Source organism: Brevundimonas halotolerans (genome assembly GCF_003730275.1).
GTDB lineage: Bacteria > Pseudomonadota > Alphaproteobacteria > Caulobacterales > Caulobacteraceae > Brevundimonas > Brevundimonas halotolerans.
Window position 1 is genome coordinate 29,886 of the sequence record NZ_QTTA01000021.1, and the last position, 25,665, is coordinate 55,550.

The following is a 25,665-nucleotide window of genomic DNA, read 5'->3' on the forward strand; positions in this document are numbered from 1 at the left end:
GACTTTACCCATCAGCCCCGCCCTTCAAGTGAAATCGCGGTAAGGCTGCGTCAGGCCCCGGATCAGGCCCCGCCGGTCCGGCGATTCCGACGCTCCAGAACCCGCAGGCGCAGGGCGTTCAGCTTGATGAAGCCCGCCGCGTCGCGGTGGTCATAGGCCTGGACGCCTTCCTCGAAGGTCACCAGGTCCTGATCATAGAGGCTGAGCGGGCTCTCGCGCCCGATGACCGTGGCATTGCCCTTGTAGAGCTTGACCCGGACGGTGCCGGAGACCTGTTCCTGGCTCTTGTCGATGGCGGCCTGCAACATCTCGCGCTCGGGCGCGAACCAGAAGCCGTTGTAGATCATCTGGGCATAGCGGACGGCCAGTTCGTCCTTCAGATGCATGGCGCCGCGATCCAGGGTGATCGACTCGATGCCCCGGTGGGCGGCCAGCAGGATGGTGCCGCCCGGCGTTTCATAGATGCCGCGCGACTTCATGCCGACGAACCGGCCCTCGACCAGATCCAGACGGCCGATGCCGTTGTCGCGGCCCAGATCGTTCAGGCGAGCCAGCACGGTGGCGGGCGAGAGGGCCTCACCGTCGATCGAGACCGCGTCGCCGCGCTCGAAACCGATGGTGATGACGGTGGCCTGATCGGGCGCATCCTCGGGCGCGATGGTGCGCTGATAGACGAATTCGGGCGCCTCGACCGCCGGGTCCTCCAGCACCTTGCCCTCGGACGAACTGTGCAGAAGGTTGGCATCGACCGAGAAGGGCGCCTCGCCGCGCTTGTCCTTGGCGATCGGAATCTGGTGCTTTTCGGCAAAGTCCAGCAGGGCCTCGCGGGACTTGAAGTCCCATTCGCGCCAGGGGGCGATGACGCGGATGTCGGGCTCCAGCGCATAATAGCCCAGCTCGAAGCGGACCTGATCATTGCCCTTGCCGGTGGCCCCGTGACAGACGGCGTCGGCGCCGACCATGCGGGCGATCTCGATCTGGCGCTTGGCGATCAGCGGGCGGGCGATCGAGGTGCCCAGCAGATACTGGCCTTCATAGAGGGCATTGGCGCGGAACATGGGGAAGACGAAGTCCCGGACGAATTCCTCGCGCAGGTCGTCGATGAAGATGTTCTCGGGCTTGATGCCCATGCGGAGCGCTTTTTCGCGCGCGGGCTCCAGCTCCTCGCCCTGACCCAGATCGGCGGTGAAGGTCACCACCTCGGCGCCGTACTCCGTCTCGAGCCATTTCAGGATGATGGAGGTGTCGAGCCCGCCGGAATAGGCAAGGACAACCTTTTTGGGCTTGAAATCGGACATGGCGGATACCTCGGGGACGGGGCGCGGGGAGGCGCACGAAACGATGGCCGCGCTTAAAGAACCAGACGCCTGCGAGCGCAAGCCCCGGCTTGTTCTAACCCCACGGCCCGCGCGGGGCGGAGGGGGTGGCCGGCACGGTGGTGCCGGGCGCGGCACTGACCGGCGGGCGCGGATGCAGGGGCGTGGCGCCCGTGGAAACGGCCAGCGCCATCAGGGCCTTGATGCGGTTGCCGGTCGCCGGGTGGGTCGAGAACAGGCTGTCGGCCCCCTTGCCGGCCAGCGGATTGATGATGAACAGCTGGCCCGAGGCCGGATTGCGCTCGGCCACCGGATTGTGGATGCGACGGGCATAAGCCTCGATTTTTTCGAGAGCGGCGGCGAGGGCATGCGGGTCGCCGGCGATCCCGGCGCCGATACGGTCGGCCTCGTACTCGCGGGTGCGGCTGATGGCCATCTGCACCAGACCGGCGGCCAGCGGGGCCAGCAGCATCAGGGCAATCGTGCCGATCAGACCGCCGGTGCGCTCGCGGTCGCCGCCAAAGAACAGGGCGAAATTGGCCAGCGCCGAAATGGCGCCCGCGACCGTGGCGGTGACCGTCATCACCAGGGTGTCGCGGTTCTTCACATGGGCCAGCTCATGGGCCATGACGCCGCGCACCTCATCCCGCGTCAGCAGGTCCAGCAGGCCCGAGGTGGCGCAGACGGCGGCGTTCTCCGGATTGCGGCCGGTGGCAAAGGCGTTGGGCTGGTCCGAAGGGATGATGGCCACCACCGGACGGGGCAGGCCGGCGCCTTCGGCCATCGCCAGCACATCGGCGACATAGGCGCGCACCACGGCATTGGGGTGGGTCTCATCGACCGGCTGGGCCTTGTAGAGCCGCATGACGATCTTGTCGGCGTTCCAGTAGCTGACCAGATTGAGGGCCGCCGCCAGACCCAGGGCAATGACCATGCCCACGGCGCCGCCGATCAGATAGCCGATGCCGACGAACAGGGCCGTCAGGGCGGCCAGCAGGATGAAGGTCTTGGCGTGGTTCATGACCGGACGGGAACTCTGACTGTTGGTCGGCGAGACGGACGGACTGGCCGTCGTGTCACCGGTCTCCTATGTGTCCTCAGCCCCGCCGCGCCTCAAGAGGACCCGCCTGTGACCGAAGCGCCCACCCCCACCGATGACGTGCCGGACGCCGTGGTCCACAACGCCGACCTTCCGGGGGCCACGCCGCACCGGCCCCTGACCGATCTGGAGCGCCGCGTGCTCGAGGAGGCCGCCGCCCGCAATGCCGAGGCCGATGCGGCCGGGCCCCCCTCGGACGAGGTCGGCGGCCCGCGCGGCCCCGAGCCGACCCGCTATGGCGACTGGGAGCGCAAGGGTCTGGCCGTCGACTTCTAGGTCATGCCCTGAGCGAATCCGTCGCCTCACGAGGGAAAAGCGAACGATCCGCCGGGCATGGCGTTAACGTTTCGTTCATCCCCGCCGCACCGGCGATTTCGAGGATAAGGCGATGCCGACTCCGCGCTCCTTTCGCGCCCTGACCCCCCGCACTCTGGCACTGGGTGCCGGCCTTGCGGCCCTGACGCTGGCCGCTGCCACGCCCGCCGCGGCACAATACCGGGATCAGTATCGCCCGCCGGCGCAGGCCTATGCCAGCTATGGCAGTTACGGCCAGTCCTATGGCCGGGCCGATACCCGGGTGGTCGTCACCTACGGCCAGCCCTCGCCCTATGACTATGGCTACAGCTATCCGCGCACCGGGGCTGCGGGTGCAGTCTATGAAGGCGAGACGCGGGTCTATGCCGCGACCGGGGCTGCGGCCACCGGGCGGGGTAGCTACGGCTATGACGACTACGGATACGGTGGAGGCTATTACCAGTCGCCGCGTCCGCATGACGGCTATGCCTATCGCTACCGCCAGCGTCACGACAGCTATGGCCTTGGTCACGACCGGGATTACGACCGGGGCGGGCGCTATGGCTACAGCCGCTATCAGGGCTATCGCGACGAATACGGCTATCAGGACGACCGGCCCCGGTCCGACCACCGCCGTGATCGCTATGACGACCGCTATGACCGGAGGGACCGTCGCTATGACCGCCGGCGCGACTGCGACTGCTCCGACGTCTATATGTACGACCGCTAGACTTCGAGCATTTCGGCGGCAATCCGCGCCGCCGCCATCGATGGACTGTCTGCGGCCACCACCGGGCGCGCCACCACCAGATGAGTGGCCCCGGCCCTGAGCGCGTCTGACGGGGTTGCCACCCGCTGCTGATCGCCCCTGTCGGCCCCGGCCGGCCTTACGCCCGGGGTGACGATCAGGAAGTCCGGCCGGCCGGCCGCCTGTGCCAGCGCGCGCACCCGGGCGGCTTCGAGCGGGCTGGACACCACCCCGTCCATGCCCAGATCCAGCGCCTGACGGACCCGCCGCTCGACCAGATCGGACGCCGACTGGCCGTAACCGATCTCGACCAGATCCGTGTCGGACAGGCTGGTCATGACGGTCACGCCCAGAAGTTTCGTCCCGGTGCCCGCCGCGTTCCGGCCCCGGATCGCGGCCGCCATCACCTGGGGCTCGGCATGGACGGTCAGCAGGTCGCAGCCGCCCTCGGCCACGGCGCGCGCCGCGCCCTCCACCTGGGCGCCGATGTCGTGAAGCTTCCAGTCCTGAAACACCGTCTTGCCGCGCGCCCGCAGTTTTTGGGCGAACGCGACGCCGCCCGGACGGGCCAGCAGGCTCAGCCCGACCTTATAGGCCAGAACCCCGTCGGCAATCCGGTCGACCAGTGCCCCGGCCGCCTCGACCGACGGCAGGTCCAGCCCGACGATCAAACGCGGATCGGCCAGAACGGGAGAGGTCATCGACGGGCTCCTTGCAAGCGGCTATGGGGAGGACATGGGTGCGCCGTGGCGCGCCACACCATCACCGGACGGATTTACACAGGGGACTTTCAGCCATGGGCGCGGTCGATCTTGGCGTCAACCTGTTCGTAGCCCTGTTCGCCCTGGTCGATCCGATCGGCAACATCCCGATTTTCGCGGCGGCCACAGCGGGGGCGACCCTCAGCCAGCGGATGTCGGTGTCGGCGCTGATCTGCCTGTTCATCGTCGCCTTTCTGGTCTTCTTCTTTTTCACCGGTCTGGCGCTGCTGGAGTTTTTCGGCATTTCGCTGGCGGCCTTCAGGATCGCCGGCGGCATTCTGCTGCTGCTGCTCGGCCTCGACATGGCGCGCGAGGACTTCCTCAAGATCTTTGCCGATGCCGATTCCCAGTCTGATCTGGCCGATGTGCGGGGTTATGCCCGGCGACGCTTCCAGCGGCTGATCGTGCCGTTCGCCATGCCGCTGCTGATCGGCCCGGGCGCCATTTCCACCATCATCATCCAGGCGGGTGAGGCGACCAAGATCGGCCCGTCCGGTCAGGTCGCAGGCGTGGCCGCCATCGTCGCCGCCGGTCTGGCCACCTTCATCTGTTTCGCCATGACCGGGCCGATCAGCCGCCTGCTGGGCGAAGTCGGCATGGCCATTGTTGTGCGGGTTCTGGGCCTGATCCTGTGCGCCCTGGCCATTCAGTTCATCCTGGCGGGCCTCGGCGAGGCCATCCCCGGCATGTTCTCGGGCGCCGTGACCGCGCCCTACCCGGCCGGCGGGCACTGACAGAGGCGTGAATAGTGAGTGGTGAGTCGTGAGTAGTGGGGCCTCCGCCTGCTCAGCCGGCCCTGCTCACCAATCACTGCTCACTACTCACCCTTCGCTCAGATCCGCTTCAGCCGTTTCGCGTGACCGCCGACCATGGACAGGGCCATGCCGTCGGGCAGGTGTTTGGCGAGGCCCGCCATGAGATTGTTCATGACGCCCGGGGTCACCTGAGGGCGGTTGGCCTCGCAGGCGCGCCAGCCGACCCGGGCCACATGGTCCGCAGTCTGCCACATCCATGAGGGATAGGCCGAGGACACCTCCTCGCGGGTGCCGTTGACGTCGTGAAACTCGGTCAGCGTATAGCCGGGACACAGCGCGGTGACGTGCACCCCCGTGCCACGCATCTCCAGCCACAGACCCTGTGAGGCCTTGATCATGAAGCTCTTGATCGGGCCGTACAGGGTGTCGCCGCCGGTTGCGGGCATGCGCCCGGCCAGGGAGGCGACATTCAGCACCCGGCCGAAGCTCCGCTCGACCATGCCCGGAACCAGCGCCCGACTGAGCTGAACCGGCACGGTCAGCATGACGCGGATCATGGCCTGCTGATCTTCGGGCGGGGTTTTCAGAAATCCCTCGGTGCGGCTGAAGCCGGCATTGTTGATCAGGCCGTCGACCGTCAGCCCCTGCGCCTGAATATCGGCCGCCAGCTGGTCGGCCGCGCCCTCGACCCCCAGATCGGCGAGGATGACGCGGGCGTCGCAGCTATGGGCCGCGCTCAGCTCGGCCGCCAGCGCATCGAGGGGCGCCTTGCGACGCGCCGTCAGGATCAGGTCCCAGCCCTCGGCGGCATAGACGGTGGCCAGCGCCCGGCCGATGCCGGCCGAAGCGCCGGTGACCAGCACCCGCCTGCGGGTCATTTGCCGGCTGCGACCGGCAGGGCGAAACCGGCCAGGGAGGGCGGGTTGTCGGCCAGAAGGTCGGCGATGGTGATACGCGACAGGGCCTCGCCCGCCGCCCGGTCTGCGGCGATCAGCGCCCGGGCGACCTGTCGGGGGATATGTTCGCCGACCGGACAGCCCTTGGCCCCGGCAGGCGGCGAGCCCAGATGGGCGCAGCCGTGTACCGCCTTCAGCACCTCGTCCAGACGAATGGTCTCGGGACGGCGCAGCAGCCAGGCCCCGCCGCTGGCCCCCGAGCGCGTCTCGATCAGGCCGGCGCGCGCCAGAAGGCCGGTCACGCGGCGGATCACCACGGGGTTGGTGGGCACCGAGGCGGCCAGAATGGCGCTTGGCACCGCCTGCGCAGGTCCATAGGCGCCCTTGTGGGCCAGGTAAGCCAGGGCGTGGGCCGCGACGGGGAATCTTTGACTGTCGGACATGGGTTTCGGGTTCCGTATGCGGACTTAGGCGTTTGTCGCAAGAATCACAAACGCACGCGCGCACGGTGCGGTGCAGGGGGCCACGATTGAACCGTCCGACGAAAGGGTCTAAAGCCCCGCGGCTTCATGGAAGGGTCCGTCCTCCCACGGCACCCGGAGACCAGGCATGACCGGGGATACCCCCAGGCCCGACGCATCGCCCCCGGGTGACGCGTCCGGCCCCGCAGCGCCTCAGGCTACATCCGATACGACCGCGCCCGGAAACGGGCACGGCAGTCACGGACTGGCGGCCAAGGGCAAGCTGGGTCTGGTCATCGGGGCCATCGGTGTGGTGTTCGGCGACATCGGCACCAGCCCGCTCTACGCCATGCGTGAAGCTCTCAGTCACAGCCGCTCGGGCGGCGAGGCCGAACTGGCGGTGCTGGGAACGGTCTCGCTGGTGTTCTGGGCGCTGATCCTCGTGGTGACGGTCAAATACGTCGTCTTCCTGATGCGTGCCGACAACAAGGGCGAGGGCGGCAGTCTGGCGCTGATGGCGCTGGCCCAGCATGCGATCGGCAAGCGATCGGCGCTGGTGTTCTTCCTCGGCATCTGCGGCGCGGCCATGTTCTATGGCGATGGCGTGCTGACGCCTGCGGTCTCCGTGCTCTCCGCCGTCGAAGGTCTGGGCCAGGCCCCCGGCATCGGCCGCAATCTGATGCCCTTCGTCGTGCCCATCGCGGCCGGCATTCTGGTCAGCCTGTTCATGGTGCAGTCGCGCGGCACGGCCAGCATGGCCCGCGCCTTTGGCCCGATCACCACCGTCTGGTTCCTGATTCTGGCCAGCCTCGGCGTGTTTCACATCTTCGACGATCTTTCGATCCTGAGGGCGCTATCCCCCCACTACGGGGTGATGTTCCTGATCGACAACGGCGTGCTGGGCTTCATCCTGCTGGGCAGCGTCTTTCTGGCCGTCACCGGCGCCGAGGCGCTCTACACCGACATGGGCCATTTCGGTAAGGCGCCGATCCGCGCCGGCTGGCTGTGGTTCGTCCTGCCGTGTCTGATGCTCAACTATCTGGGTCAGGGCGCGCTGGTGCTCAGCGATCGTTCCGCCGCCGCCAACCCCTTCTGGGAGATGATCCCCCAGCCGATCTACTGGCCCGTGCTGATCATGGCGACGCTCGCCACCATCATCGCCAGTCAGGCGGTCATTACCGGGGCCTTCTCCCTGACGCAGCAAGCCGTGCAACTGGGCCTGCTGCCCCGCATCAGCATCCTGCAGACCAGCGAGACCCAGGCCGGCCAGATCTACATCCCCGCCATCAACGGGATCATGCTGGTCGGCGTGTTGCTGCTGCTGGTCATGTTCCCGACCTCGTCGCAGCTGGCCGGGGCCTATGGTGTCTCGGTGACCGGGGCCATGCTGGTCGACAGCCTGCTGGCCTGGTTCATCGTCAGACGTCTGTGGAAGTGGAGCCTGCCGCTCAGCATTGCGGCCATCACCCCTTTCCTGATCATCGATATAGGTTTCTTTGGCTCCAACCTGATGAAGGTCCCCGACGGAGCCTGGGCGCCGTTGCTGATGGGCGCCGGTATCGTTCTGATCATGTGGACCTGGGTGCGCGGCACGCAGATCCTGACCGCCAAGACTCGGCGCGACAGCCTGCCCCTGTCCGACCTGGTCGACATGCTGTCGGCGCGGCCGCCGCACCGCACGGCGGGCACGGCCATCTTCCTGACCTCGGACCCCGGGGTCGCCCCGGTCGCCCTGATGCACAATCTGAAGCACAACAAGGTGCTGCACGAGAAGAACATCATCCTGACGGTCAAGACCGTCGATCAGCCCCGCGTGCGCGACGACAACCGCATCGCAATCGAGCCGATCAACGACGACTTCAAACGTGTGGTGCTGTCCTATGGCTTCATGGAACAGCCCAATGTGCCCAAGGCGCTGGGTCTGTGCCGCAAACAGGGGCTGAAGTTCGACATCATGTCGACCAGCTTCTTCCTCGGCCGCCGGTCGGTGGTGCCCTCTTCGACCCAGGGCATGCCCCTGTGGCAGGATCGGCTCTATATCTTCCTGATGCGCAACGCGGCCAATCCGACCGACTTCTTCCATATCCCGCCCGGCCGCGTGGTCGAGCTGGGCACCCAGGTGTCGGTCTAGGATGACGGAGGATCCCGGAATCCAGGCGCGTCATGCCGCCGGTCTGCTGCTGAACGCCGCGCTGGAGCGGCGCAATGGCCTCGACGAGGCCCTGTCGAAGCCGCCGGTCTCAAGTCTTGAGCCGCAGGACCGCGCCTTTGCCCGGGCGGTGGCCATGGCCGCCCTCCGACGTCTGGGTGAGATCGACGCCATCCTCGATGCGCGGCTGAAGCGGTCGCCTCCGCCCGCTGTCCGCACCCTGATGCGCACCGCCCTGGCCCAGACCCTGACGCTGAAGACGCCCGCCTTTGCCGCCGTCTCCAGCGCCGTCAAACTGGCCGAGCGCGATCCGGCCACCCGGCCCTACAAGGCGCTGATCAATGCCGTACTGCGCGGGATCGACCGCGACGGCACCGGGCCCACCGATCCGGTGGCCAACTTTCCCGACTGGCTGACCGCCCGCTGGCGACAGACTTACGGCGGGGCCGCGCTGCAGGCCATGGCCCGGGCCGCCAGCCTGGAGCCGCCCACCGACCTCAGCCTCAAGCCCGGCGCAGATGCCGAGGCCCTGGCTGAAGTTCTTGAGGCCCGCATTCTCGCCCCCGACACCCTGCGCACCGACCGCCGGGGCGATCTGCGGGACTGGACAGGCTTCGAGGACGGCATCTGGTGGGTGCAGGACGCCGCCGCCGCCGTGCCCGCCCGCCTGCTGCAGGTGCGCCCCGACCACAGCGTGCTCGACCTGTGCGCGGCTCCCGGCGGCAAGACGCTGCAACTGGCGGCCACCGGCGCGACCGTCACGGCGCTGGACCGCTCCGACAAGCGGCTGGATCGCCTGCGGGACAATCTGAAACGGATGGGTCTGTCGGCCGAGGTCATCGCCTCGCCCGCCGAGGACTGGACCGATCCGCGCCAGTTCGACCGGGTGCTGCTGGATGCGCCCTGTTCGGCGACCGGCACCTTCCGCCGCAATCCCGAGGCCCTGCGCGCCACCCGGCCCGCCGATATCGGCAATCTGGCCGATGTGCAGCACCGGCTGCTGGATGCGGCAGCCGCCCGGGTCGTCCCCGGCGGGCGGCTGGTCTATTGCACCTGTTCGCTGGAGCGTGAGGAGGGTGAGACCCAGGTCACGGCCTTCCTGCGCCGCAATGTGGCGTTTCGCACCGTGCCGGCCGATCCGGCGGCGGTGGGCGCCCCGGTTGAGGCCCTGACGTCCGAGGGCTGGCTGCGCATCCTGCCCGGTCAGTGGGCCGACCGGGGCGGGCTGGACGGCTTCTTCATCGCCGCGCTGGAACGCGTGGACTAAAGGCGGATACCGGCGGCCTCGGCCAGATCCTTCAGCGAGGTCATGGGGCGCGGGCCCCAGTGCGAGATGACCTCGGCGGCGGCAATGGCGCCCAGACGCCCGCAGGTCTCCAGCGGCAGGCCGCGCGCCAGACCGAACAGCACACCGGCGGCATATTGGTCGCCTGCGCCGGTCGTATCGACGACCTTGCCGACCGGCTCGGCGGCGATGTCGGCCCGCTCGTCGCCGCGCACCAGCACCGAGCCCTTCGGCCCGTGGGTCACGGCCACGACCTCGACCTTTTCAGCCAGGGCGCGCGTGGCCGCCTCGACGTCATCGGTCTCGAACAGGGCGCAGGCCTCGGCCTCATTGGCAAAGACGATGTCGGTCGAGCCGTCGAGGAAGGCCAGCAGCTCGCTGCGCCAGCGGGCCACGACGAAGGTGTCCGACAGGGTGATGGCGACCTTGCGGCCCGCCTTGTGCGCCGCCTCGGCTGCCGCCTCGAAGGCTGCGCGGGCCGGGGCCGGGTCGAACAGATAGCCTTCCAGATAGACGATGGCGCTATCGGCGACCTGCGCCAGATCGACGTCTTCGGGCGCCAGCTGGTTGGCGGCACCCAAGAAGGTGCACATGGTGCGTTGGCCATCCGGCGTGACATTGATCAGGCAGCGGCCCGTGCCCTGCCCCCCGGTCAGCACCGGCGTATCGAAGGTCACCCCCGCCGCGCGGATGTCGTGGGCGAAGACCCCGCCCAGCTGGTCGTCGGCGACCTTGCCGATATAGGCCGCGCGTCCGCCCAGGCTGCCGATGCCGGCCACCGTGTTGCCCGCCGATCCGCCCGAGGCCTCGACCCCGGCCGCCATGGCGTCATAGAGGGTGGCGCTTTCGGTCTCATCGACCAGCCGCATGGAGCCGGGCTCCAGCCCCTTGTCGCTCAGGAATTCGGGGGTGCACGGGCTCAGCACATCGACGATGGCATTGCCGACAGCGCAGACGTCGTGGGTGGGGACGGAATGGGTCATGGGCGCCGCTTAGCCCGCCCCACCGCAGATGGCCAGTGGGGGCGCCGGAAGGCGGCTTTTCCGCGCCGCATTTTCCGCTAAGAGGCGCCCATGACCGATATCGTGATCCTGACCCCCAACCCCGACGACCCGTCCTTTGCCGGCCAGTGGCCGCAGGTGCGCGACCGACTGATCGGCGCCCTTGCCGAAGGCGGGCTGGCCGCCCGGTCCGAGGCCTGGACCGACCATATCGATCGCGCCGACGGTCTGGCGGGCGCCGATCTGGTGATGCCACTGGTCGCCTGGGGCTATCACCGCGACCATCTGCGCTGGATTCGGGCCTGTGCGACCTGGCAGGCGGCGGGGGTCCGCATGCTGAACCCGGCCGGGGTGCTGGCCTGGAATTCCGACAAATCCTATCTGAAGCGGCTGGGCGAGGCGGGCCTGCCCGTCCCGCCGACGATCTGGAGCGAGCAGGTCACGCCGGATCAGGTCGCCGACGCCTTTGACGCGCTGGGCACCGACGATCTGGTGGTCAAACCCCGTGTCTCGGGCGGCGGCTGGCAGACCACGCGGCTGGCGCGCGGCGAGGCCCTGACCGAGGCGCCGGATGGCCCGGCGCTGATCCAGCCCTTCATCGCGGCGCTGGAGACCGAGGGCGAGCTGTCCCTGTTGTTCTTCGGCGGTCGTTTCAGCCATGCGGTGCGCAAACGCCCCCGCGCCGGCGAGTTCCGCATCCAGCAACAGTTCGGCGGCCTCTATGCGCCCGAGCCCGACCCGGACCCTGTGGCCCTCGCACTGGCCGAACGGGTGCTGGCCACGGTCGAGGAAGAGCTGTTGTACGCCCGGATCGACCTCGCGCGCGGCCCCGACGGCCAGTGGCTGTTGATGGAGGCCGAACTGATCGAACCGGACTTCTATCTCAACCATGCACCGGACGGGGGGAAGGCCTTCGTCACCGCGGTCGCCGCTCGCGTCAATCGTTGACCACGGGCGAGACGGACGGGCACAGGTCGCGGATCACGCAGGACTCGCATTTCGGCTTGCGCGCCACGCAGGTGTAGCGGCCGTGCAGGATCAGCCAGTGGTGGGCTTTCGGCAGCCAGGCGGGCGGTACGATCTGGTGCAGCTGGGCCTCGACCTTGTCGGGGGTCGCGGCATTGGCCAGCGCCAGCCGGTGCGAGACCCGGAACACATGGGTGTCGACGGCGATGGCCGGTTCGATCTCCAGCTCGTTCAGCACCACACTGGCGGTCTTGCGGCCCACGCCGGGCAGGGCCTGTAGCTCGCCCCTAGTCAGGGGCACCTCGCCGTCGTGCTGCTCCAGCACCATGCGGCTGAGGGCGATGACGTTCTTCGCCTTGTTCCGGTAGAGGCCGATCGAGGCGATGTAGGGGATCAGGCCTTCCTCCCCCAGGGCCAGCATCTTTTCCGGCGTGTCGGCGACGGCGAACAGCCGGTCGGTGGCCTTGTTGACCGAGACGTCGGTCGCCTGGGCCGACAGGGCGACGGCAACCACCAGCGTATAGGGGCTGCTGAAATTCAGTTCGGTCTTCGGCTCGGGCATGACCGCCGCCAGCCGGGCGAAGAGGGTCTCGACCCGTGCGGGATCGGGCGGCCAGCCGCGCGCGCCCCGCGCCCGGCCGTTCTTCGCCTTAGCTTTCGTTTTCACGGTCGTCCGGGCCAGATCCGCCTCCCTCAAGCGCCGTTCCTGCCAGCCCGTGCCCGCCGGGCCAAGCCGCGATTTGTCGGCTGCGACCAATCGGCGTATGCGATTCTGGCCCGTGGGGGCCCCAGTCCATTATCCTGCCCTGTATCTGAGTTCCGGAGTTTGTCATGCTGATCCACCTGTCGTCCTGGCCCGAGATCGAGGCCCGGCTGAAGACCAACAAGACGGTCATCGTGCCGATCGGCTCGAACGAACAGCATGGCCCGACGGGCCTACTCGGCACCGACTGGCTGTGCCCGGAAATCATCGCCCACGCCGCCGAAAGACAGGACGACGGCCTGGTCATCGCCCCGACCTTCAACATCGGCATGGCCCAGCACCATCTGGCGTTTGCGGGGACGATCTCGCTGCGCCCCTCGACCTTCATGGCCGCCATTTCCGACTGGGTCAGCTCGCTGACGCGTCACGGCTTCGAGCGGATCTATTTCCTCAATGGCCACGGCGGCAATGTCGCGACCATCGAGGCCACCTTTGCCGAGATCTATGCGGAGTGGAGCTTCCTTGAGGAACGCGCGCCCTTCGCCCTGAAACTGGTCAATTGGTGGGACCTGCCGGGGGTGCACGCCCTGTGCAGCTCGATCTTCCCGACCGGCCACGGGATGCACGCCACGCCCTCCGAGATTGCCGTCACCCAGGCCGCCTATCCGGACCGGATCAAGACCGCCGACTATTCGCCCAAGATCGCCCCTGTCGGCCCGATCCGCGATGCGCTGGACTATCGCGCCCGCTTCCCCGACGGGCGGATCGGCTCGGACCCGGCCCAGGCCAGTCCCGAAAAGGGCCAGCGGATCATCGACGCCGCCGTGCCGGCCCTGATCAAGGATGTGGCGGCCTTTACGAATGAAGTCGTCCCTGACTGATGGAATGGTCTAGGCTGGGCGCATGACCTCCCCCAAATCGATGACGCGTGACGGCAAACACATGGCCCGCAATGCGCGGACCGCCCTCGGCACAGCCACCGACAGCCATGAAATGCTGACGGCCTCGTCCGACGTCATCGCCGCCCGGATGGAGATCATGGCCCGCGCCCTGGCCGATCCGCTGCGTGCCGACGTCACCGAGTTGTCGCTGATGGGCACCGAAAAGCTGGAGGCCCTGAGCGCCTCGGCCGCTTCGGTGGCCGGAAACGTCAGCACGCTTGCCGCCCGTGCCTCAAAGTCGGCGATGGACGAGGTCGGCCATGCCCAGCGCGCCGCCACCGCCATGGCATCGGCCCGGACACCGGCGGGTCTGGCTTCAGCCCAGTTCAGCTACGCCATGGGCTGGTGGGGCCGGGCGGCCGGCCAGATGCTGACCTTCAACACCGGCCTGCTGAAAACCCAGGCCGAAGCGCTGAAGCCCCTGCACACCGCCGCCGTCGCCAACGCCAAACGCCTGAAGCGCTAAGCTGTCCGCACGACCCCGCCCGAGGCCTCGACCGGCCACGGCGTGAGGCGGGCCCCGGCACAGGGTCCGCCGACGCAGGCGCCGTCCAGTGGCTCGAACACCGCCCCGTGCCAGCCGCACAGGATCAGCGAGCCGTCGGGCGTCAGATAGCGGTCCAGCTCGATGGCCATGGGGAAACCCTGATGCGGGCAGCGGTCGACCCAGCCCGCCACCTGACCGTCCTTGCGCACGACAAAGCCATGGAAATAGGTCTCGCCGATCTGCAGAACAAAGCCGCGTGAGCCGGGCTCGGCGATGTCGTCCAGCGCGCACAGGGCCACGCCTGCCGGGGTCTTCCACACCCGTTTCCGCTCCAGGTCCGGGGCCTCGGGTTTCGCCTCGTTGGTCATCCGTCGGTCTCGGCCCGCAGGGGGCGCGACAGCAGGCTGCCGATCACCTGATCAACCGTTGCTTCCCCGGCCAGAAGGGCGGCGACGCCATAGGCGATCGGCATGTCGAGGCCCAGTTTGAGGCCCAGATCACGCACGGCGGGCGCGCTCTGATAGCCCTCGGCCACCGAGCGCTTTCCGGCCAGCGCCTGCTCGACTGTCTGGCCCTCGCCCAGTGCCAGCCCGAGGCTCATATTGCGCGATTGCGGGCTGGAGCAGGTCAGCACCAGATCGCCCAGTCCACATAGACCCGCGACCGTCTCGGCCCGGCCGCCCAGCGCCACGCACAGACGGGTCATTTCGGCAAAGCCCCGGGTGATCAGGGCGGCGTGGGCGCTGCGGCCCAGTTGTCGCCCCTCGACAATGCCACAGGCGATGGCCAGCACATTCTTGAGCGCCCCGCCGGCCTCGGCCCCGATCAGGTCGTCGGTCAGGTACAGGCGGAAGCCCGGCGGCGACAAGCGCGCCATCAAGGCTTCGCCCAGATCGGCATCAGCCACCGCCAGCGTCACGGCGGTCGGCAGGCCGCGCGCCACCTCGCCCGCGAAACTGGGGCCCGACAGCACAGCGGGCGTGGCCTCGGGCAGGGTCTCGGCCAAGACATCGGTCATCAGCTTCAGCGTGCCGCGCTCGATCCCCTTGGAGCACAGGATGACCGGCGTGCCGGGCCGGAAGTGCGGGCGAAAGGCCTCCAGCGTGCCGCGCAGATGCTGGGCGGGCGGCACCGCCAGCACCAGATCGCAGTCGGCCAGATCGGCCATCTCGGTCTTCGCACGGATGGCCGGGTCCAGTTCGATGCCCGGCAGGAAGGCGGCATTGACCCGGTCGCGCGTGATGCTGTCGACCACTTCGGTCTCGCGGGCCTGAAGCGTTACCGCCAGCCCGGCGCGCGCCACCACCTGGGCCAGGGCCGTGCCCCAGGCGCCGCCGCCGATCACCCCTGCCGTCTTCATCTGCATTGCTCTGCTCCGTTACGACAGGTCATGACTTGGCGCCCTTGCGGCCCGGCGCGTGGGTGGGATCAGACAACGCCCGGGCCTCGTCCAGCGGCCAACGGGGGCGCGCCGCCACCGCGAGGTCACTGGTCAGGCCCAGCCGCAGCCGTTCGGCGCCCGCCAGGGCGATCATGGCGGCATTGTCGGTGCAATAGGCCATGGGCGGGGCGACAAAGTCGAATCCGCGGGCCTCAGCCACTGCGGTCAGGCGAGCGCGCACCGTGGCATTGGCCGCCACCCCGCCGGCGACGACAAAGGCGGGCCGGTCGAGGTCCGGATGGCTTTCGGAAAACAGGTCCAGCGCCCGCACCGAGCGTTCGGCCAGCTGGCGGGCGATCGCATTCTGGACGGCGCGGGCCAGATCGGCCTTGTCGGCCTCGGTCTCCAGCCCCTGCGACAGGCGCGCGGCGGCCGTCTTCAGACCCGAGAAGGAAAAGTCACAGTCGCGCCGTCCCAGCAGCGACCGGGGCAGGTCGAACCGCTCGGCCCCCGCGTCCGTGCCGGTGGCCGCCAGCCGTTCCAGCGCCGGGCCGCCGGGATAGCCCAGCCCCATGGCCTTGGCGATCTTGTCAAAGGCCTCGCCCGCCGCATCGTCCAGCGTGGTCCCCAGCCGGGACATGTCGCCGATGCCGCGCACCTCCAGCAGCTGGCAATGCCCGCCCGAGACCAGCAGTAGCAGGAAGGGATAGGCCACCGGCCGGCCCAGCCGGGCCGAGACCGCATGCCCTTCCAGATGGTTGACCGCGACCAGCGGCAGGCCGCGCCCCATGGCCACACCCTTGGCATAGCTGAGCCCGACCATGACCCCGCCGACCAACCCGGGCCCGGCGGTCGCCGCCACCCCGTCCAGCCCGCTCCAGTCGCAGCCAGCCTCAACCAGCGCCCGCTTCACCACGCCGTCGATCGTCTCGACATGGCTGCGCGCCGCGATTTCCGGCACCACCCCGCCATAGGCCGCATGGTCGTCGATCTGGCTGTGGACCACCGAGGACAGCACCTCGACCGTGCCGTCTGCGGCCTGACGCACCACCGAGGCCGCCGTCTCGTCGCAGCTCGTCTCGATGCCCAGCAGGACGAGCGGCCCGGTTGCCGTGCCCGGCCCCGTGCTATAGGGCGCGGCTCTGGTGTCCATGCTCATCGGGGTGGCCACAATCCTGTTCACCGGGTCGAGGTAGCGGCCCGCAACCCGCGACGCAACGGCGACGATCCGACCATGACGCTCACCCTCCGCATCGGCACCCGCCGCTCGACCCTGGCGATGACCCAGACCGGTCACATCCGTCAGGCTCTGGCCGGGGCGCTGGGCGTGGACGCGGCCGACATCGACGCCCGCCTGCCGCTGGTGCCGATCGTCACCACCGGCGACCGGATTCAGGACCGGCGCCTGCTTGAGGTCGGCGGCAAGGCGCTGTTCACCAAGGAGATCGAGGCCGCCCTGATCGATGGCCGCTGCGATCTGGCGGTTCATTCGCTGAAGGATGTACCGGTCGAGCCGCCGCCCGGACTGAAACTGGCCGCCATTCCGGTGCGTGAGGACCCGCGCGACGCCTTCGTCAGCGAGCGTTTCGACAGCGTCCTGGACCTGCCCGAAGGGGCCCGGGTCGGCACCGCCAGCCTGAGACGCCAGGCGCAGCTGCTGGCCCTGCGCCCCGACCTGCGCATCGAGCTGCTGCGCGGCAATGTCGACACCCGGCTGAAGCGCGTCGCCGACGGCGAGTTCGAGGCCATTCTGCTGGCCGCCTCGGGCCTCAACCGGCTGGGCCGCGGTGACCGCATCCGCGCCCTGCTGCCGGTCGAGGATTTCGTCCCGGCGCCCGGTCAGGGGGCCCTGGCCCTTCAGACGCGCGAGGACGGCGCGCCCGGCCTCGATCAGTGGGGTGCGGCGCTCAACCACCCCGCCACGGCGCTGGCGATCATCGCCGAGCGGGCCGCCATGCGGGCGCTCGAGGGCTCCTGCCGCACCGCCGTCGGCGCCCATGCCTGGCTGGAGGGTGAGGATCTGGTCCTGATCGCCGAGCGCCTGCGCCCCGACGGCACCCGCCGCTGGCGCGAGACGGCCCGCATCCCGCTGTCCTCCGACGTCGAGGCGGCAGCCGAAGCTCTCGGCCAGACGGTCCAGAACCGCGCCCTCGTCGACGGCGAGCCGTTCGAGAACTAAAGCCCCATGCGCCTCTGGATCACCCGCACCCGGCCGGCCGCCCGCGAGACAGCGGACCGGCTGGTGGCGCTGGGTCATGATCCGGTGATCGCGCCCCTGCTGGCCGTCCGCGCCCTGCCTGCCGACAGCCCCGTCCCCGACCACGCGGCGCTGGCCTTCACCAGTCGCAATGCCGTGGCCGTCTGGGCCGGGCTCAACCCGGAGCGCGCGCTGCCGGTGTTCTGCGTCGGTGATGCCACGGCAGACGCCGCCCGAGTGGTCGGCTTCAGCGACGTTCGCTCGGCGTCCGGCGATGCCCGCGCCCTGGCCGCCCTGATCCGGCACGCGGCCACCTGCCCCGTGCTGGTGCCCGGCCCAACCCGACCGGCTGCCGACCTTGCCGCCCTGGTCGGCCCCGGCGTTTCGATCATGCCCCATGCGGTCTATGAGACGGTCGAGGCCGACATCGCCGCCCCCGACCCCATCGACGGCATCCTGTTCCATTCGGCGCGGGCGGCCAGCGCCTTTGCCCGCCGCCATGCCGCCTCAGCCCGGGGGCGCCTCGCCTGCGCCCTGTCCGACGCCGTGGCCGAACCGCTGATGGCGCTGGGCTTTTCCGAGGTTCGCATCGCCGCCCGACCGGACGAGGACGCCCTTCTCGACACGCTTCGCCCAGAGACGCTTGGCAAGCCGCCCGGCCCCGTATAAACACCGCCCTCGCGCCGGGCCGGTCACGCCCGCCGACATAGGCCGCCTTAGCTCAGCCGGTAGAGCATCGCATTCGTAATGCGGGGGTCAGGTGTTCGAGTCACCTAGGCGGCACCACCACTCTAGAGCCACTCTAGCTAGGAAGACACCGCCCTTTGGGCGGAGAGGTGCTTCCGCGTGGGTGTTGCGTGGGTATGCGGTGGGAGCGCCCCCGCGCGCTTGGGTTTGGACGAGCTGTAAATCTTGGGCACAGCCGAACGCATGCAGAGCCCCGGCCGTCAGCGAGTCGGCAGGAGGGGCAACCCAAGCGCCTTTAGAAACTCGTTATGCTTAGTCGCCGCGTCCGAAACGGTCTTTTCGATCGAGACCAACTCCGCGTGCGTCGCGTCCAAGTCGATCTCTTTCTCTCCCACGGCCGTGCTGATGTACCGTGAGATGTTAAGATTGAAGCCCTCTTCAGCGATCCGCTCCATGCCGACACGCTTGGAATAACGATCTTCCTCGGTGCGGAATTGGTAGGTGGAGACGATCTTGCCGATGTGATCCGGCGTCCCATTCTTGCCGTCCCCGAGCTTGTTCTGGCGCTTGTCCTTCACGAAGTGCTCGGCAGCATTGATGAAGAGGACGTCATCGGGCTTTTTGCATTTCTTCAGCACGAGGATGCAGACCGGAATGCCCGTCGAGTAGAACAGGTTGGCAGGCAGGCCGATAACCGTGTCGATATGGCCATCCTTCAGCAGCTTCGTGCGGATGCGTTCTTCCGCCCCGCCTCTGAACAGCACGCCGTGCGGCAGGATGATTGCCATGACACCCTCATCCTTCAGGTAGTGGAAGCCGTGTAGAAGGAATGCAAAGTCCGCAGCCGACTTGGGGGCTAGGCCGTAGTTCTTGAATCGCACATCGTCGCTCATCGCCTCGGTCGGTTCCCAGCGGAGACTGAAGGGCGGGTTGGCCACGATGGCGTCGAAAGCTGGCTTCTTGGCCGGATTCAACTCGCGCAGGATGTCCCAGTCATTTGACAGCGTGTCCCCGTGGTAGATTTCGAACTCGGTGTCCTTCACGCCGTGCAACAGCATGTTCATGCGGGCAAGGTTGTAGGTGGTGATATTCTTTTCTTGCCCGTAGATTTTGCCGATGCCGTGCGGCCCCATGCGCTTGCGCACATTCAGCAGCAGCGAACCCGAGCCGCATGCGAAGTCGAGCACGCTGGCGAGCCGTTCTTTCTTGCCGGTTGCAGGCTCCTGGCTGTCGAGCGTCACGATCGCGGACAGGATGTCTGACACCTGTTGCGGGGTATAGAACTCGCCCGCCTTCTTTCCGGAGCCGGCGGCGAATTGGCCGATCAGATATTCGTAGGCATCGCCCAGCGCATCCACGTCGGATGAGAAGTCGGCGAGGCCTTTCGCAATCTCGGTGATAATGGCGCAGAGTTTGGCGTTGCGATCAGCGTAGGACCGGCCGAGCTTTTCTGAGCCAAGATTGATTTCTGAGAAGAGGCCGCCAAACGTGCTCTGGAACGACTCGTTTTCGATATATTTGAAGCCCGCTTGTAGGGTGTTCAGCAGTTCGTCGCTCTGCGTCCGCGCCATATGGGCGATGCTGGTCCAGAGGTGTTCCGGCTTGATGACGTAGTGCGCCTTGAGGCGCATCTGCTTTTCAAAAGCCGCGATATCATCGGGGTTCTCCGCGTACCAAACGGAGAGGGGCGAGCGCCCGCCGTTGCCGATCGAGTTGGGATCGGGGTAGTCGCGCCCTAGCTCCTTCTTCGCCGCCGCCTCGTAATTGTCAGAGAGGTAGCGAAGAAACAGGAAAGACAGCATGTAGTCGCGGAAATCGTCCGCATTCATCGCCCCGCGCAGCGTGTCGGCGATGTTCCAGAGCGTCTTCCCCAGCTGTTTTTGGTTGTGGTCGTTCATTGTACTTGGGCTTCCTGGGCGACGGGCGCTGGCGCCGGGGCGGGGTGCGGTGCCGGAGCGGCGCCTGGCAGGTGGAACTCGAAGCGCGTTACGAACTCGCGAAGTATACGGCGAAACAGTTCCTTGTTGTCCTCGCCCATCTCCGTGGGTTCATGGATGGCGTAGGCGCCGTGGCTGAGGAGATTTAGCGCACGGTTGAACAGTGCCCGATCTTCGTCGTTGTCCAGTGCCCTCAGGCAAAAGGAGATGCTCGGGTGTCCGAAAAAGGACGCTGTCTTCTCCATAACGCTGCGCAGGGCATTGAAGTGGAAGGTGTAGAGCTTTCCCTTCTTCGGATCGGCCGCGCGCTGCAATTCGGCGAGCGTCGCCACATGATGAAAGAAGGGCGTATCTTCTGTCGCCTGAAGCGTGTAGGTGCCGTCGCCGCTTGGGCGGTGCAGGAAATAGCGCCGATGGTCGACCGACGGTAAGTCATCAGTCTTTCTGCCGACTTCGTTGCACATGACGTTGAAGAACAGCGCGTGATGGGACGAGAAGATCACCTTTATGGGGGCCGGCTCACCGTCGGCATTTTTTCGCGTTGCCGCCCGGCGGAGGAGCTTGGCGAGATCGCAGGCGACGGAGATCGCGTTGTTGTCATCCAGCGACGAGATCGGGTCGTCGATATAGAGGTATTTCCTGCCCTGATAGGATTGATTGCCATCCAGCATGCGTTCGCAGATCGCCATGAACACGCACCAGATAAAGATGTTCTGCTCGCCGCGCGACACCTTGATGTTGGTCTCCGCGCCTTTGCTGAAGCTCACATAGTCCGGCTTGGAAACGGTTTCCTTCCCTTGCCGGACCTCCTTGTAGGCGAAGTCGAAATCGAAATCGGCGTAGCGCGAAAGATATTGGGCGATCGTCTGGTCGAGCGCGAGTTCCGTCATCGCGTTGAAGAAGGACGACTTCTCGTTCAATTGCAGGCGGCGCACGCTGTCGCCTTCAAGGTCATTTTCCCAGACGAACAGATCCTCGGTGAAGGCGTTGAAATAAAGCGTGTCCGGCGTTCCGGTCGGGTTCCTCTTGTTCTTGCGTTTCCCCGCGTCTTTGAACTCCATCGACAAGCGGGTCTTACCCGTGCGGTTGTAAGCGTATATCAATAGCAGAGAGGCTGGTCCTGTGGGATTGTTCAGATCGTCACGAAGCCGGGCCACCAGGCTTTTCAGGTTTTTGTAGGTGCTCATGCGCCAACCTCCCCAACTTGGGGGAAAAGCTGCTGCATCAGGCCCTTCTTGTGAGTCTTGAGCGTGTCGAGCTTTCGGGTCTCTGCGGCGATGAGGTCGTCAAGGGAGGTGAGGCAGTCCGCGATGCGCTGTTGTTCCGGCGGCTTTGGAACAAAGAATTTATACCGCAGGAACTGCGAGCCATTTATTGAGTTGATGGTAGCCCCAAGATCACCGGCGACCTGCTTCTGATATCTTGAAGTTTGGAAAAGCTGAAAGGCGAACTTCGGCGTCTTTGAGCGGAAAACGGTCATGAATGCGCCATGGGTGCAGAGCGGCATTCCTTCTGGAATTAATGCCGTCTTACCGATTAGGGCTGTTGAACCATTTCGTACACAAACCAGAATGTCATTCGGTCTAGAGAGGTTCGCTCTCTTTATGTTCGGGTCAACGTAGACACAATCCTTCAGATCGATTTTCCCACCTTGGATGTTTGACGAACGCAGGACCAAAAGGCCCTCCTCCTGGACGTCATCAGGGCTGTAGGTTAGCCCAGAAACAAGGTCGCCCAGCGAGTTGAGGCGAACCTCCTTCCACTCACCCGCCCCCTCAAACTCAGGGAAGCGGAGGCGGGGTTGGGTTTCGCCTTCCTGTGGGAAAAGCTGTTGCATCAAGCCCTTCTTGTGGGCCCCTAGCGCCTCTACCTTCTGCCGCTGCGCAGCAATCAGTGCGTCCGCCGAGTCCAGACAGTTGGCGATCTTTTGTTGCTCGGCTTCGTCTGGCCGCCACGCGTTTGTCGACAAGAACTGAGTGACGGAGATATTGAACCGGCCAGCTCGTGCACCCTCGTTGACCAGCCCTCCCAGCGCTGGATCATGGCTTCCAGACTCGAAGTACCACTCCCAAAAGGCAGGGTTCTCGCTCGGCTGGAACCGGAAGCACTTATAGATCGGCGAGACAACCCCACCCGAATAGTTCGAAAGCCGTTTGATCGTGCCGAAACTTGATGCTTTCGTTGTACGGTCGTTGTAGACAAAGTCGTCTTTTCGAATCTTCAGATAGCGGTCGGTCCTGTCACCAGCGATCTTCTTTCCAAAATAGTCGCTTTGCAGTACAAGGCCGCGCTCCCCCGAAAGACTCAGAACGTTGTCGGCATCTCCGGTTGTCGCCCTGTCAGTTACTGGCCTGGCCAGCTTCTGTAGCGAAATCTCCTTCCAACCATCCGCTGTCCGAAACTCCGGAAACCGCAGCCTTGGCACCAGCGTAGCCCCATCGATCGGCTCGGCAGATGATTTCCCCTTACTGATCATAAGCGCTCAGCCCTGAAACCTCGCGCCCAGCCGCCCGCTTCAGCAGCAGCGGCATCAGGTCGGCCATCAAGTCCAGTTCCTTCACCCGCCGCGTCTTCCAGTTCAGGCCGAGAGGTTCCATCAGGTCGGTGAGCGCCTCACCGTCAAAGATCATGCGTTGCAGGATGGTATCGACAAAGCCTTGCAGCGCCTCGGTGGCCAGCCCGTGCTTGCCAGCGATGCCTGCCAGCTCCGCCGCATTCTTCTCCGTTTTGAAGCGACTGTAGCCTTCGCGGATGGCCTTTTCGCTCAAGCCCTCGCCCGCCTTCAGGGTGTTGATATAGGCCGCGATATCCTCGCGCTCGTCCATGAACTTGGCATCGGACTGGATCAGGCCGATCAGCTCTGCGCTGCTCATCTTCTGCTTGCCGGGCGCGCTTTCCGAATAGCGGGCGATCAGACCCATGATGTAGTCATAGTCGATGACAGCCGAGGCGAAGAGAACGAACTCGAAGTCCAGTTGGTCGGCGTCTTGGCTTGGCTTGCCATCGCCCTGATCTTGGCGGTTGCCCTGCTGCGCGCGGAGGCGCTGGGCGGTTTCGAGGTATGCGCCACGGAAGCCCAGAAGGTTGTCGCGGGGCAGAACCTGTTCGATGGCGTTGCGGTTTTCGTCGGTCAGGTCGGTATACTGATCGAGTTGGGTCTTTAGGCGCTGAACCTCTTTGAAATGCTCGATGAACGCTGCGCGAGCTGCGTCGCCCTTGAGGTTCGGCACCGCTTCGGGGGCACAATCGAGACCTTGCGACTCCATGAAGGCGTCGAGCTTTTGGACGGCAGCTTCCAGCTTATGGATGACCACCGGGGCCTTATCGACCAGCCAGATTTCGCGCGCCTTTTCGCCGGCGGCCTCCCCTGAAAAAAGGGCAATGGCAGCATCCACTGCGCCCTGCTGCTGGCGAAAATCAAGGATGTTGCCATAGGGCTTGGTCGCGTTCAGCACGCGGTTCGTGCGCGAGAAGGCCTGGATCAGCCCGTGATGCTTCAGGTTCTTGTCGACGTAGAGGGTGTTCAGAAATTTTGAGTCAAAGCCCGTCAGTAACATGTCCACCACGATCGTGATGTCGATCTTGTGGTGCGGTTGGTTGGGGTAGGCCTTCTTGAGATCGGCATCCGGCCATTGCTGATCTTTGATGCGCTTCTGCACGTCCTGATAATAGAGATCGAATTCACCGATCTTGTGATTGGTGCCGTACTGGGCGTTGTAGTCGGCGAGGATGGCCTTCAGCGCTTCCTTCTTTTTTTCAGGCTCGACTGCGTTGTCTTCCTTCTCCTGCGGCAGGTCTTCCTGGATCTGCTTCACATCAGGATCGCCGTCAGCCGGCGGGGAGAAGACGCAGGCGATGTTCAGCGGCCGGAAGCCGGGATCAGCGGCTAGTTTCTCGGCCTGCATGGCCTTGAAGAGGGCGTGATATTCGATGGCGTCATTGATCGACGACGTGGCGAGCAAGGCATTAAACCGGCGCTGCCCGGTGGCCGCGTCGTGCTTGGCGAGAATCGCCTCGATCACCGCCCGCTTGGCCAGCGGTTCGCCCGGCTTGGGCACGGTCTTGCCCTGCGGCTTGTAATAGTCGACGTGGAACCGCAGGACGTTGCCGTCTTCGATCGCATGCGTGATCGTGTAGGTGTGAAGACGCTGTTGGAAGAGGTCTTCCGTCGTCTTCATGCTGGCCTGCGTGTCCTCGATTTTCTGCTGGGCAGCGTTCTGATCGAAGATGGGGGTTCCCGTGAAGCCGAAAAGCTGGGCACGCGGGAAGAATTCCTTAATGGCCTTGTGGTTCTCGCCGAACTGCGAGCGGTGGCATTCGTCGAAGATGAAGGCAATGCGCTTGTCGCGAAGGGGTTCGAGCTGTTCCTTGAAGCTCTTCTTGCCGTCCTTCTTCTGCTGCTTGTTACGCTTGCTATTTTCGTCCAGCGCCAAGCCCAGCTTCTGGATCGTGCAGACGATGACCTTATCGGCGTAGTTATGCGAGAGGAGGCGGCGAACGAGGGAGGCGGTGTTGGTGTTCTCCTCGACGCAGCCCTCCTGAAACTTGTTGAACTCTTCACGCGTCTGCCGGTCGAGGTCCTTGCGGTCCACCACGAAAAGACATTTCTCGATGTCGGGATTGTCCTTCAGGAGCGTAGACGCCTTGAAGGAGGTGAGCGTCTTCCCGCTTCCCGTAGTGTGCCAGATGTAGCCGTTGCCGCAGTCTTGGGCGATCGAATCGATGATCGCCTTCACCGCGTACACTTGATAGGGGCGCATCATCAGGAGCTTTTGCTCGCTAGCGACCAGAACCATATAGCGGCTGATTGTCTGGCCGAGATTGCACTTCCCAAGGAAAGTCTCGGCGAAGCCGTCGAGATGAACGACCTTCTTGTTGTCTATATCCGCAAACTCATAGACCGGCAGGAAGCGCTCTTCGGCATTGAACGCGAAATGGCGCGCATTGTTGTTTGCGAAGTAGAACGTCCGATCGCGGTTGCTCACAATGAACAACTGCAGAAAACACAAGATTGTCTTGGAATAGCCGTTTCCGGGATCATTCTTGTACTCGACGATCTGCTCCATGGCACGTCGAGGGCTTATGCCGAGGGTTTTCAGTTCGACCTGAACGACCGGCACCCCGTTGATCAGGAGAATGACGTCGTAGCGATGGTGGCTGTTGTCCGTGTTGATGCGGAGCTGGTTGACCACCTCGAAGGAATTTTTGCACCAGTCCCTGATGTTGACGAGCGTATAGTTCAGCGGCGTTCCATCATCTCGGACGAAACTATTGCGCTCGCGCAGCGTCCGGGCGGCGGTGTAGACATCCGGCGTTACAATCTCGTCCAGCAGGCGCTGGAACTCGCTGTCGGTCAGGGTGACACAGTTCAGCGCTTCAAACTTTTCTCTGAAGTTCGCCTCAAGCGCGTATCGATCGCGGATGTCCGCTCGGAGCTCATATTTCAGGTCGCGCAGCTTCGAAAGAAGCATGTCTTCGAGCTGTCGCTCCGTCGTGATCATCGCCATCTAGTGGGCTCAATTTCCTAAGCGGGGGCATACCCTGACTAGCTGACGCCCGCGCCTAACGCGAGCCCTAGCGAGGTATTTGAGCCTGCAGGAA

24 protein-coding genes and 1 tRNA gene are annotated in these 25,665 nt (G+C 65.8%); 11 read left to right on the forward strand and 14 right to left on the reverse strand.

Annotated features, from left to right (window positions below):
- Window positions 1–62 precede the first annotated feature (62 nt).
- Both EG854_RS10710 and htpX read right to left on the reverse strand, forming a co-directional pair.
- On the reverse strand, window positions 63–1,298 hold the full coding sequence (locus tag EG854_RS10710) for an argininosuccinate synthase (protein ID WP_123288118.1): 1,236 nt from the start codon (window positions 1,296–1,298) through the stop codon (window positions 63–65).
- Between the two features lie 94 nt (window positions 1,299–1,392).
- Window positions 1,393–2,337 carry a zinc metalloprotease HtpX gene (htpX, locus tag EG854_RS10715; RefSeq protein ID WP_123288119.1) on the reverse strand — a complete coding sequence of 315 codons (945 nt, stop codon included), beginning with the start codon at window positions 2,335–2,337 and terminating at the stop codon, window positions 1,393–1,395.
- A gap of 108 nt (window positions 2,338–2,445) precedes the next feature.
- On the opposite strand from htpX, the gene EG854_RS10720 reads away from it, so the two are divergent.
- Window positions 2,446–2,691: a DUF1674 domain-containing protein gene (locus EG854_RS10720; RefSeq protein ID WP_123288120.1), complete on the forward strand. Its 246-nt coding sequence runs from the start codon at window positions 2,446–2,448 to the stop codon at window positions 2,689–2,691.
- 112 nt (window positions 2,692–2,803) lie between these two features.
- Window positions 2,804–3,439, forward strand: a complete 636-nt coding sequence (locus EG854_RS10725) for a hypothetical protein (protein ID WP_123288121.1) — start codon at window positions 2,804–2,806, stop codon at window positions 3,437–3,439.
- Here EG854_RS10725 and pyrF read toward each other — a convergent pair.
- The gene (gene pyrF / locus EG854_RS10730) at window positions 3,436–4,158 is read right to left on the reverse strand and encodes an orotidine-5'-phosphate decarboxylase (protein WP_123288122.1); all 723 of its coding nucleotides are present in this window, start codon (window positions 4,156–4,158) and stop codon (window positions 3,436–3,438) included. The two genes, EG854_RS10725 and pyrF, sit on opposite strands and share 4 nt — an antisense overlap.
- Before the next feature lie 95 nt (window positions 4,159–4,253).
- On the opposite strand from pyrF, the gene EG854_RS10735 reads away from it, so the two are divergent.
- Window positions 4,254–4,952, forward strand: a complete 699-nt coding sequence (locus EG854_RS10735; RefSeq protein ID WP_123288123.1) for a MarC family protein — start codon at window positions 4,254–4,256, stop codon at window positions 4,950–4,952.
- Window positions 4,953–5,050: 98 nt separating this feature from the next.
- Here the strand turns inward: EG854_RS10735 and EG854_RS10740 are convergent, their stop codons facing one another.
- Window positions 5,051–5,851, reverse strand: coding sequence for an SDR family NAD(P)-dependent oxidoreductase (locus EG854_RS10740; RefSeq protein ID WP_123288124.1), 801 nt, complete (start codon window positions 5,849–5,851; stop codon window positions 5,051–5,053).
- On the reverse strand, window positions 5,848–6,312 hold the full coding sequence (locus tag EG854_RS10745; protein WP_123288125.1) for an Rrf2 family transcriptional regulator: 465 nt from the start codon (window positions 6,310–6,312) through the stop codon (window positions 5,848–5,850). The genes EG854_RS10740 and EG854_RS10745 overlap by 4 nt, the downstream gene beginning before the upstream one ends.
- A gap of 166 nt (window positions 6,313–6,478) precedes the next feature.
- Between EG854_RS10745 and EG854_RS10750 the strand changes: the two genes are divergently transcribed.
- Together EG854_RS10750 and EG854_RS10755 are read left to right on the forward strand one after the other, a co-directional pair.
- Window positions 6,479–8,461 carry a potassium transporter Kup gene (locus EG854_RS10750; RefSeq protein WP_123288126.1) on the forward strand — a complete coding sequence of 661 codons (1,983 nt, stop codon included), beginning with the start codon at window positions 6,479–6,481 and terminating at the stop codon, window positions 8,459–8,461.
- A gap of 1 nt (window position 8,462) precedes the next feature.
- Window positions 8,463–9,746, forward strand: a complete 1,284-nt coding sequence (locus EG854_RS10755) for an RsmB/NOP family class I SAM-dependent RNA methyltransferase (RefSeq protein ID WP_123288127.1) — start codon at window positions 8,463–8,465, stop codon at window positions 9,744–9,746.
- On the opposite strand, the gene EG854_RS10760 is transcribed toward EG854_RS10755, so the two are convergent.
- Window positions 9,743–10,747: an adenosine kinase gene (locus tag EG854_RS10760; RefSeq protein ID WP_123288128.1), complete on the reverse strand. Its 1,005-nt coding sequence runs from the start codon at window positions 10,745–10,747 to the stop codon at window positions 9,743–9,745. The two genes, EG854_RS10755 and EG854_RS10760, sit on opposite strands and share 4 nt — an antisense overlap.
- Window positions 10,748–10,837: 90 nt before the next feature.
- Between EG854_RS10760 and EG854_RS10765 the strand changes: the two genes are divergently transcribed.
- The gene (locus EG854_RS10765) at window positions 10,838–11,713 is read left to right on the forward strand and encodes an ATP-grasp domain-containing protein (protein ID WP_123288129.1); all 876 of its coding nucleotides are present in this window, start codon (window positions 10,838–10,840) and stop codon (window positions 11,711–11,713) included.
- On the opposite strand, the gene nth is transcribed toward EG854_RS10765, so the two are convergent.
- Window positions 11,703–12,398, reverse strand: a complete 696-nt coding sequence (gene nth, locus EG854_RS10770) for an endonuclease III (protein ID WP_241153221.1) — start codon at window positions 12,396–12,398, stop codon at window positions 11,703–11,705. The genes EG854_RS10765 and nth overlap by 11 nt on opposite strands.
- A 164-nt stretch (window positions 12,399–12,562) precedes the next feature.
- On the opposite strand from nth, the gene EG854_RS10775 reads away from it, so the two are divergent.
- Window positions 12,563–13,315 (forward strand): creatininase family protein, encoded by a 753-nt coding sequence (locus tag EG854_RS10775; RefSeq protein ID WP_123288131.1) that lies wholly within the window; start codon window positions 12,563–12,565, stop codon window positions 13,313–13,315.
- A gap of 22 nt (window positions 13,316–13,337) precedes the next feature.
- Complete coding sequence (locus tag EG854_RS10780) at window positions 13,338–13,841, forward strand: phasin family protein (protein ID WP_241153227.1); 504 nt, start codon at window positions 13,338–13,340, stop codon at window positions 13,839–13,841.
- Here the strand turns inward: EG854_RS10780 and EG854_RS10785 are convergent.
- The 3 genes from EG854_RS10785 to tsaD are packed head-to-tail and all read right to left on the reverse strand — an operon-like array spanning window position 13,838 to window position 16,402.
- A complete protein-coding gene (locus EG854_RS10785; protein WP_123288132.1) occupies window positions 13,838–14,230 on the reverse strand; it encodes a Rieske (2Fe-2S) protein in 393 nt (130 codons plus the stop codon). The genes EG854_RS10780 and EG854_RS10785 overlap by 4 nt on opposite strands.
- Window positions 14,227–15,228, reverse strand: coding sequence for an NAD(P)H-dependent glycerol-3-phosphate dehydrogenase (locus tag EG854_RS10790; RefSeq protein WP_123288133.1), 1,002 nt, complete (start codon window positions 15,226–15,228; stop codon window positions 14,227–14,229). Before EG854_RS10790 ends, EG854_RS10785 begins: the two co-directional genes overlap by 4 nt.
- Window positions 15,229–15,250: 22 nt before the next feature.
- Window positions 15,251–16,402 carry a tRNA (adenosine(37)-N6)-threonylcarbamoyltransferase complex transferase subunit TsaD gene (tsaD, locus tag EG854_RS10795; protein WP_123288134.1) on the reverse strand — a complete coding sequence of 384 codons (1,152 nt, stop codon included), beginning with the start codon at window positions 16,400–16,402 and terminating at the stop codon, window positions 15,251–15,253.
- A gap of 75 nt (window positions 16,403–16,477) precedes the next feature.
- On the opposite strand from tsaD, the gene hemC reads away from it, so the two are divergent.
- The 3 genes from hemC to EG854_RS10810 all read left to right on the forward strand — a co-directional run bounded on the left by hemC (window position 16,478) and on the right by EG854_RS10810 (window position 18,226).
- A complete protein-coding gene (gene hemC / locus EG854_RS10800) occupies window positions 16,478–17,422 on the forward strand; it encodes a hydroxymethylbilane synthase (protein WP_123288135.1) in 945 nt (314 codons plus the stop codon).
- A gap of 6 nt (window positions 17,423–17,428) precedes the next feature.
- Window positions 17,429–18,109: a uroporphyrinogen-III synthase gene (locus EG854_RS10805; RefSeq protein WP_123288136.1), complete on the forward strand. Its 681-nt coding sequence runs from the start codon at window positions 17,429–17,431 to the stop codon at window positions 18,107–18,109.
- A 41-nt stretch (window positions 18,110–18,150) separates the two neighbouring features.
- Window positions 18,151–18,226 (forward strand) — tRNA-Thr (locus EG854_RS10810).
- 161 nt (window positions 18,227–18,387) lie between these two features.
- Here the strand turns inward: EG854_RS10810 and EG854_RS10815 are convergent.
- From EG854_RS10815 to EG854_RS10830, 4 genes are read right to left on the reverse strand one after another with little or no spacing between them, the layout of a single operon-like run.
- Window positions 18,388–20,025, reverse strand: coding sequence for a type I restriction-modification system subunit M (locus tag EG854_RS10815; RefSeq protein WP_123288137.1), 1,638 nt, complete (start codon window positions 20,023–20,025; stop codon window positions 18,388–18,390).
- Window positions 20,022–21,251: an ATP-binding protein gene (locus EG854_RS10820; RefSeq protein WP_123288138.1), complete on the reverse strand. Its 1,230-nt coding sequence runs from the start codon at window positions 21,249–21,251 to the stop codon at window positions 20,022–20,024. The genes EG854_RS10815 and EG854_RS10820 overlap by 4 nt, the downstream gene beginning before the upstream one ends.
- Complete coding sequence (locus tag EG854_RS10825; protein ID WP_123288139.1) at window positions 21,248–22,540, reverse strand: restriction endonuclease subunit S; 1,293 nt, start codon at window positions 22,538–22,540, stop codon at window positions 21,248–21,250. Before EG854_RS10825 ends, EG854_RS10820 begins: the two co-directional genes overlap by 4 nt.
- Window positions 22,530–25,571 carry a type I restriction endonuclease subunit R gene (locus EG854_RS10830; protein WP_123288140.1) on the reverse strand — a complete coding sequence of 1,014 codons (3,042 nt, stop codon included), beginning with the start codon at window positions 25,569–25,571 and terminating at the stop codon, window positions 22,530–22,532. Before EG854_RS10830 ends, EG854_RS10825 begins: the two co-directional genes overlap by 11 nt.
- Between the last annotated feature and the right edge of the window lie 94 nt (window positions 25,572–25,665).

Excerpts from the sequence above, each read along its gene's own strand:
- htpX (WP_123288119.1), bottom strand. The coding sequence starts at position 2,337 with ATGAACCACGCCAAGACCTTCATCCTGCTGGCCGCCCTGACGGCCCTG.
- EG854_RS10755 (WP_123288127.1), top strand. The coding sequence starts at position 8,463 with ATGACGGAGGATCCCGGAATCCAGGCGCGTCATGCCGCCGGTCTGCTG.
- pyrF (WP_123288122.1), bottom strand. The coding sequence starts at position 4,158 with ATGACCTCTCCCGTTCTGGCCGATCCGCGTTTGATCGTCGGGCTGGAC.
- EG854_RS10830 (WP_123288140.1), bottom strand. The coding sequence starts at position 25,571 with ATGGCGATGATCACGACGGAGCGACAGCTCGAAGACATGCTTCTTTCG.
- EG854_RS10765 (WP_123288129.1), top strand. The coding sequence starts at position 10,838 with ATGACCGATATCGTGATCCTGACCCCCAACCCCGACGACCCGTCCTTT.
- EG854_RS10790 (WP_123288133.1), bottom strand. The coding sequence starts at position 15,228 with ATGCAGATGAAGACGGCAGGGGTGATCGGCGGCGGCGCCTGGGGCACG.
- EG854_RS10780 (WP_241153227.1), top strand. The coding sequence starts at position 13,338 with ATGACCTCCCCCAAATCGATGACGCGTGACGGCAAACACATGGCCCGC.
- EG854_RS10740 (WP_123288124.1), bottom strand. The coding sequence starts at position 5,851 with ATGACCCGCAGGCGGGTGCTGGTCACCGGCGCTTCGGCCGGCATCGGC.
- EG854_RS10710 (WP_123288118.1), bottom strand. The coding sequence starts at position 1,298 with ATGTCCGATTTCAAGCCCAAAAAGGTTGTCCTTGCCTATTCCGGCGGG.
- EG854_RS10815 (WP_123288137.1), bottom strand. The coding sequence starts at position 20,025 with ATGAACGACCACAACCAAAAACAGCTGGGGAAGACGCTCTGGAACATC.
- EG854_RS10750 (WP_123288126.1), top strand. The coding sequence starts at position 6,479 with ATGACCGGGGATACCCCCAGGCCCGACGCATCGCCCCCGGGTGACGCG.
- EG854_RS10745 (WP_123288125.1), bottom strand. The coding sequence starts at position 6,312 with ATGTCCGACAGTCAAAGATTCCCCGTCGCGGCCCACGCCCTGGCTTAC.
- EG854_RS10760 (WP_123288128.1), bottom strand. The coding sequence starts at position 10,747 with ATGACCCATTCCGTCCCCACCCACGACGTCTGCGCTGTCGGCAATGCC.
- EG854_RS10805 (WP_123288136.1), top strand. The coding sequence starts at position 17,429 with ATGCGCCTCTGGATCACCCGCACCCGGCCGGCCGCCCGCGAGACAGCG.
- EG854_RS10820 (WP_123288138.1), bottom strand. The coding sequence starts at position 21,251 with ATGAGCACCTACAAAAACCTGAAAAGCCTGGTGGCCCGGCTTCGTGAC.
- EG854_RS10735 (WP_123288123.1), top strand. The coding sequence starts at position 4,254 with ATGGGCGCGGTCGATCTTGGCGTCAACCTGTTCGTAGCCCTGTTCGCC.
- tsaD (WP_123288134.1), bottom strand. The coding sequence starts at position 16,402 with ATGAGCATGGACACCAGAGCCGCGCCCTATAGCACGGGGCCGGGCACG.
- EG854_RS10775 (WP_123288131.1), top strand. The coding sequence starts at position 12,563 with ATGCTGATCCACCTGTCGTCCTGGCCCGAGATCGAGGCCCGGCTGAAG.
- EG854_RS10825 (WP_123288139.1), bottom strand. The coding sequence starts at position 22,540 with ATGATCAGTAAGGGGAAATCATCTGCCGAGCCGATCGATGGGGCTACG.
- EG854_RS10725 (WP_123288121.1), top strand. The coding sequence starts at position 2,804 with ATGCCGACTCCGCGCTCCTTTCGCGCCCTGACCCCCCGCACTCTGGCA.
- hemC (WP_123288135.1), top strand. The coding sequence starts at position 16,478 with ATGACGCTCACCCTCCGCATCGGCACCCGCCGCTCGACCCTGGCGATG.
- EG854_RS10785 (WP_123288132.1), bottom strand. The coding sequence starts at position 14,230 with ATGACCAACGAGGCGAAACCCGAGGCCCCGGACCTGGAGCGGAAACGG.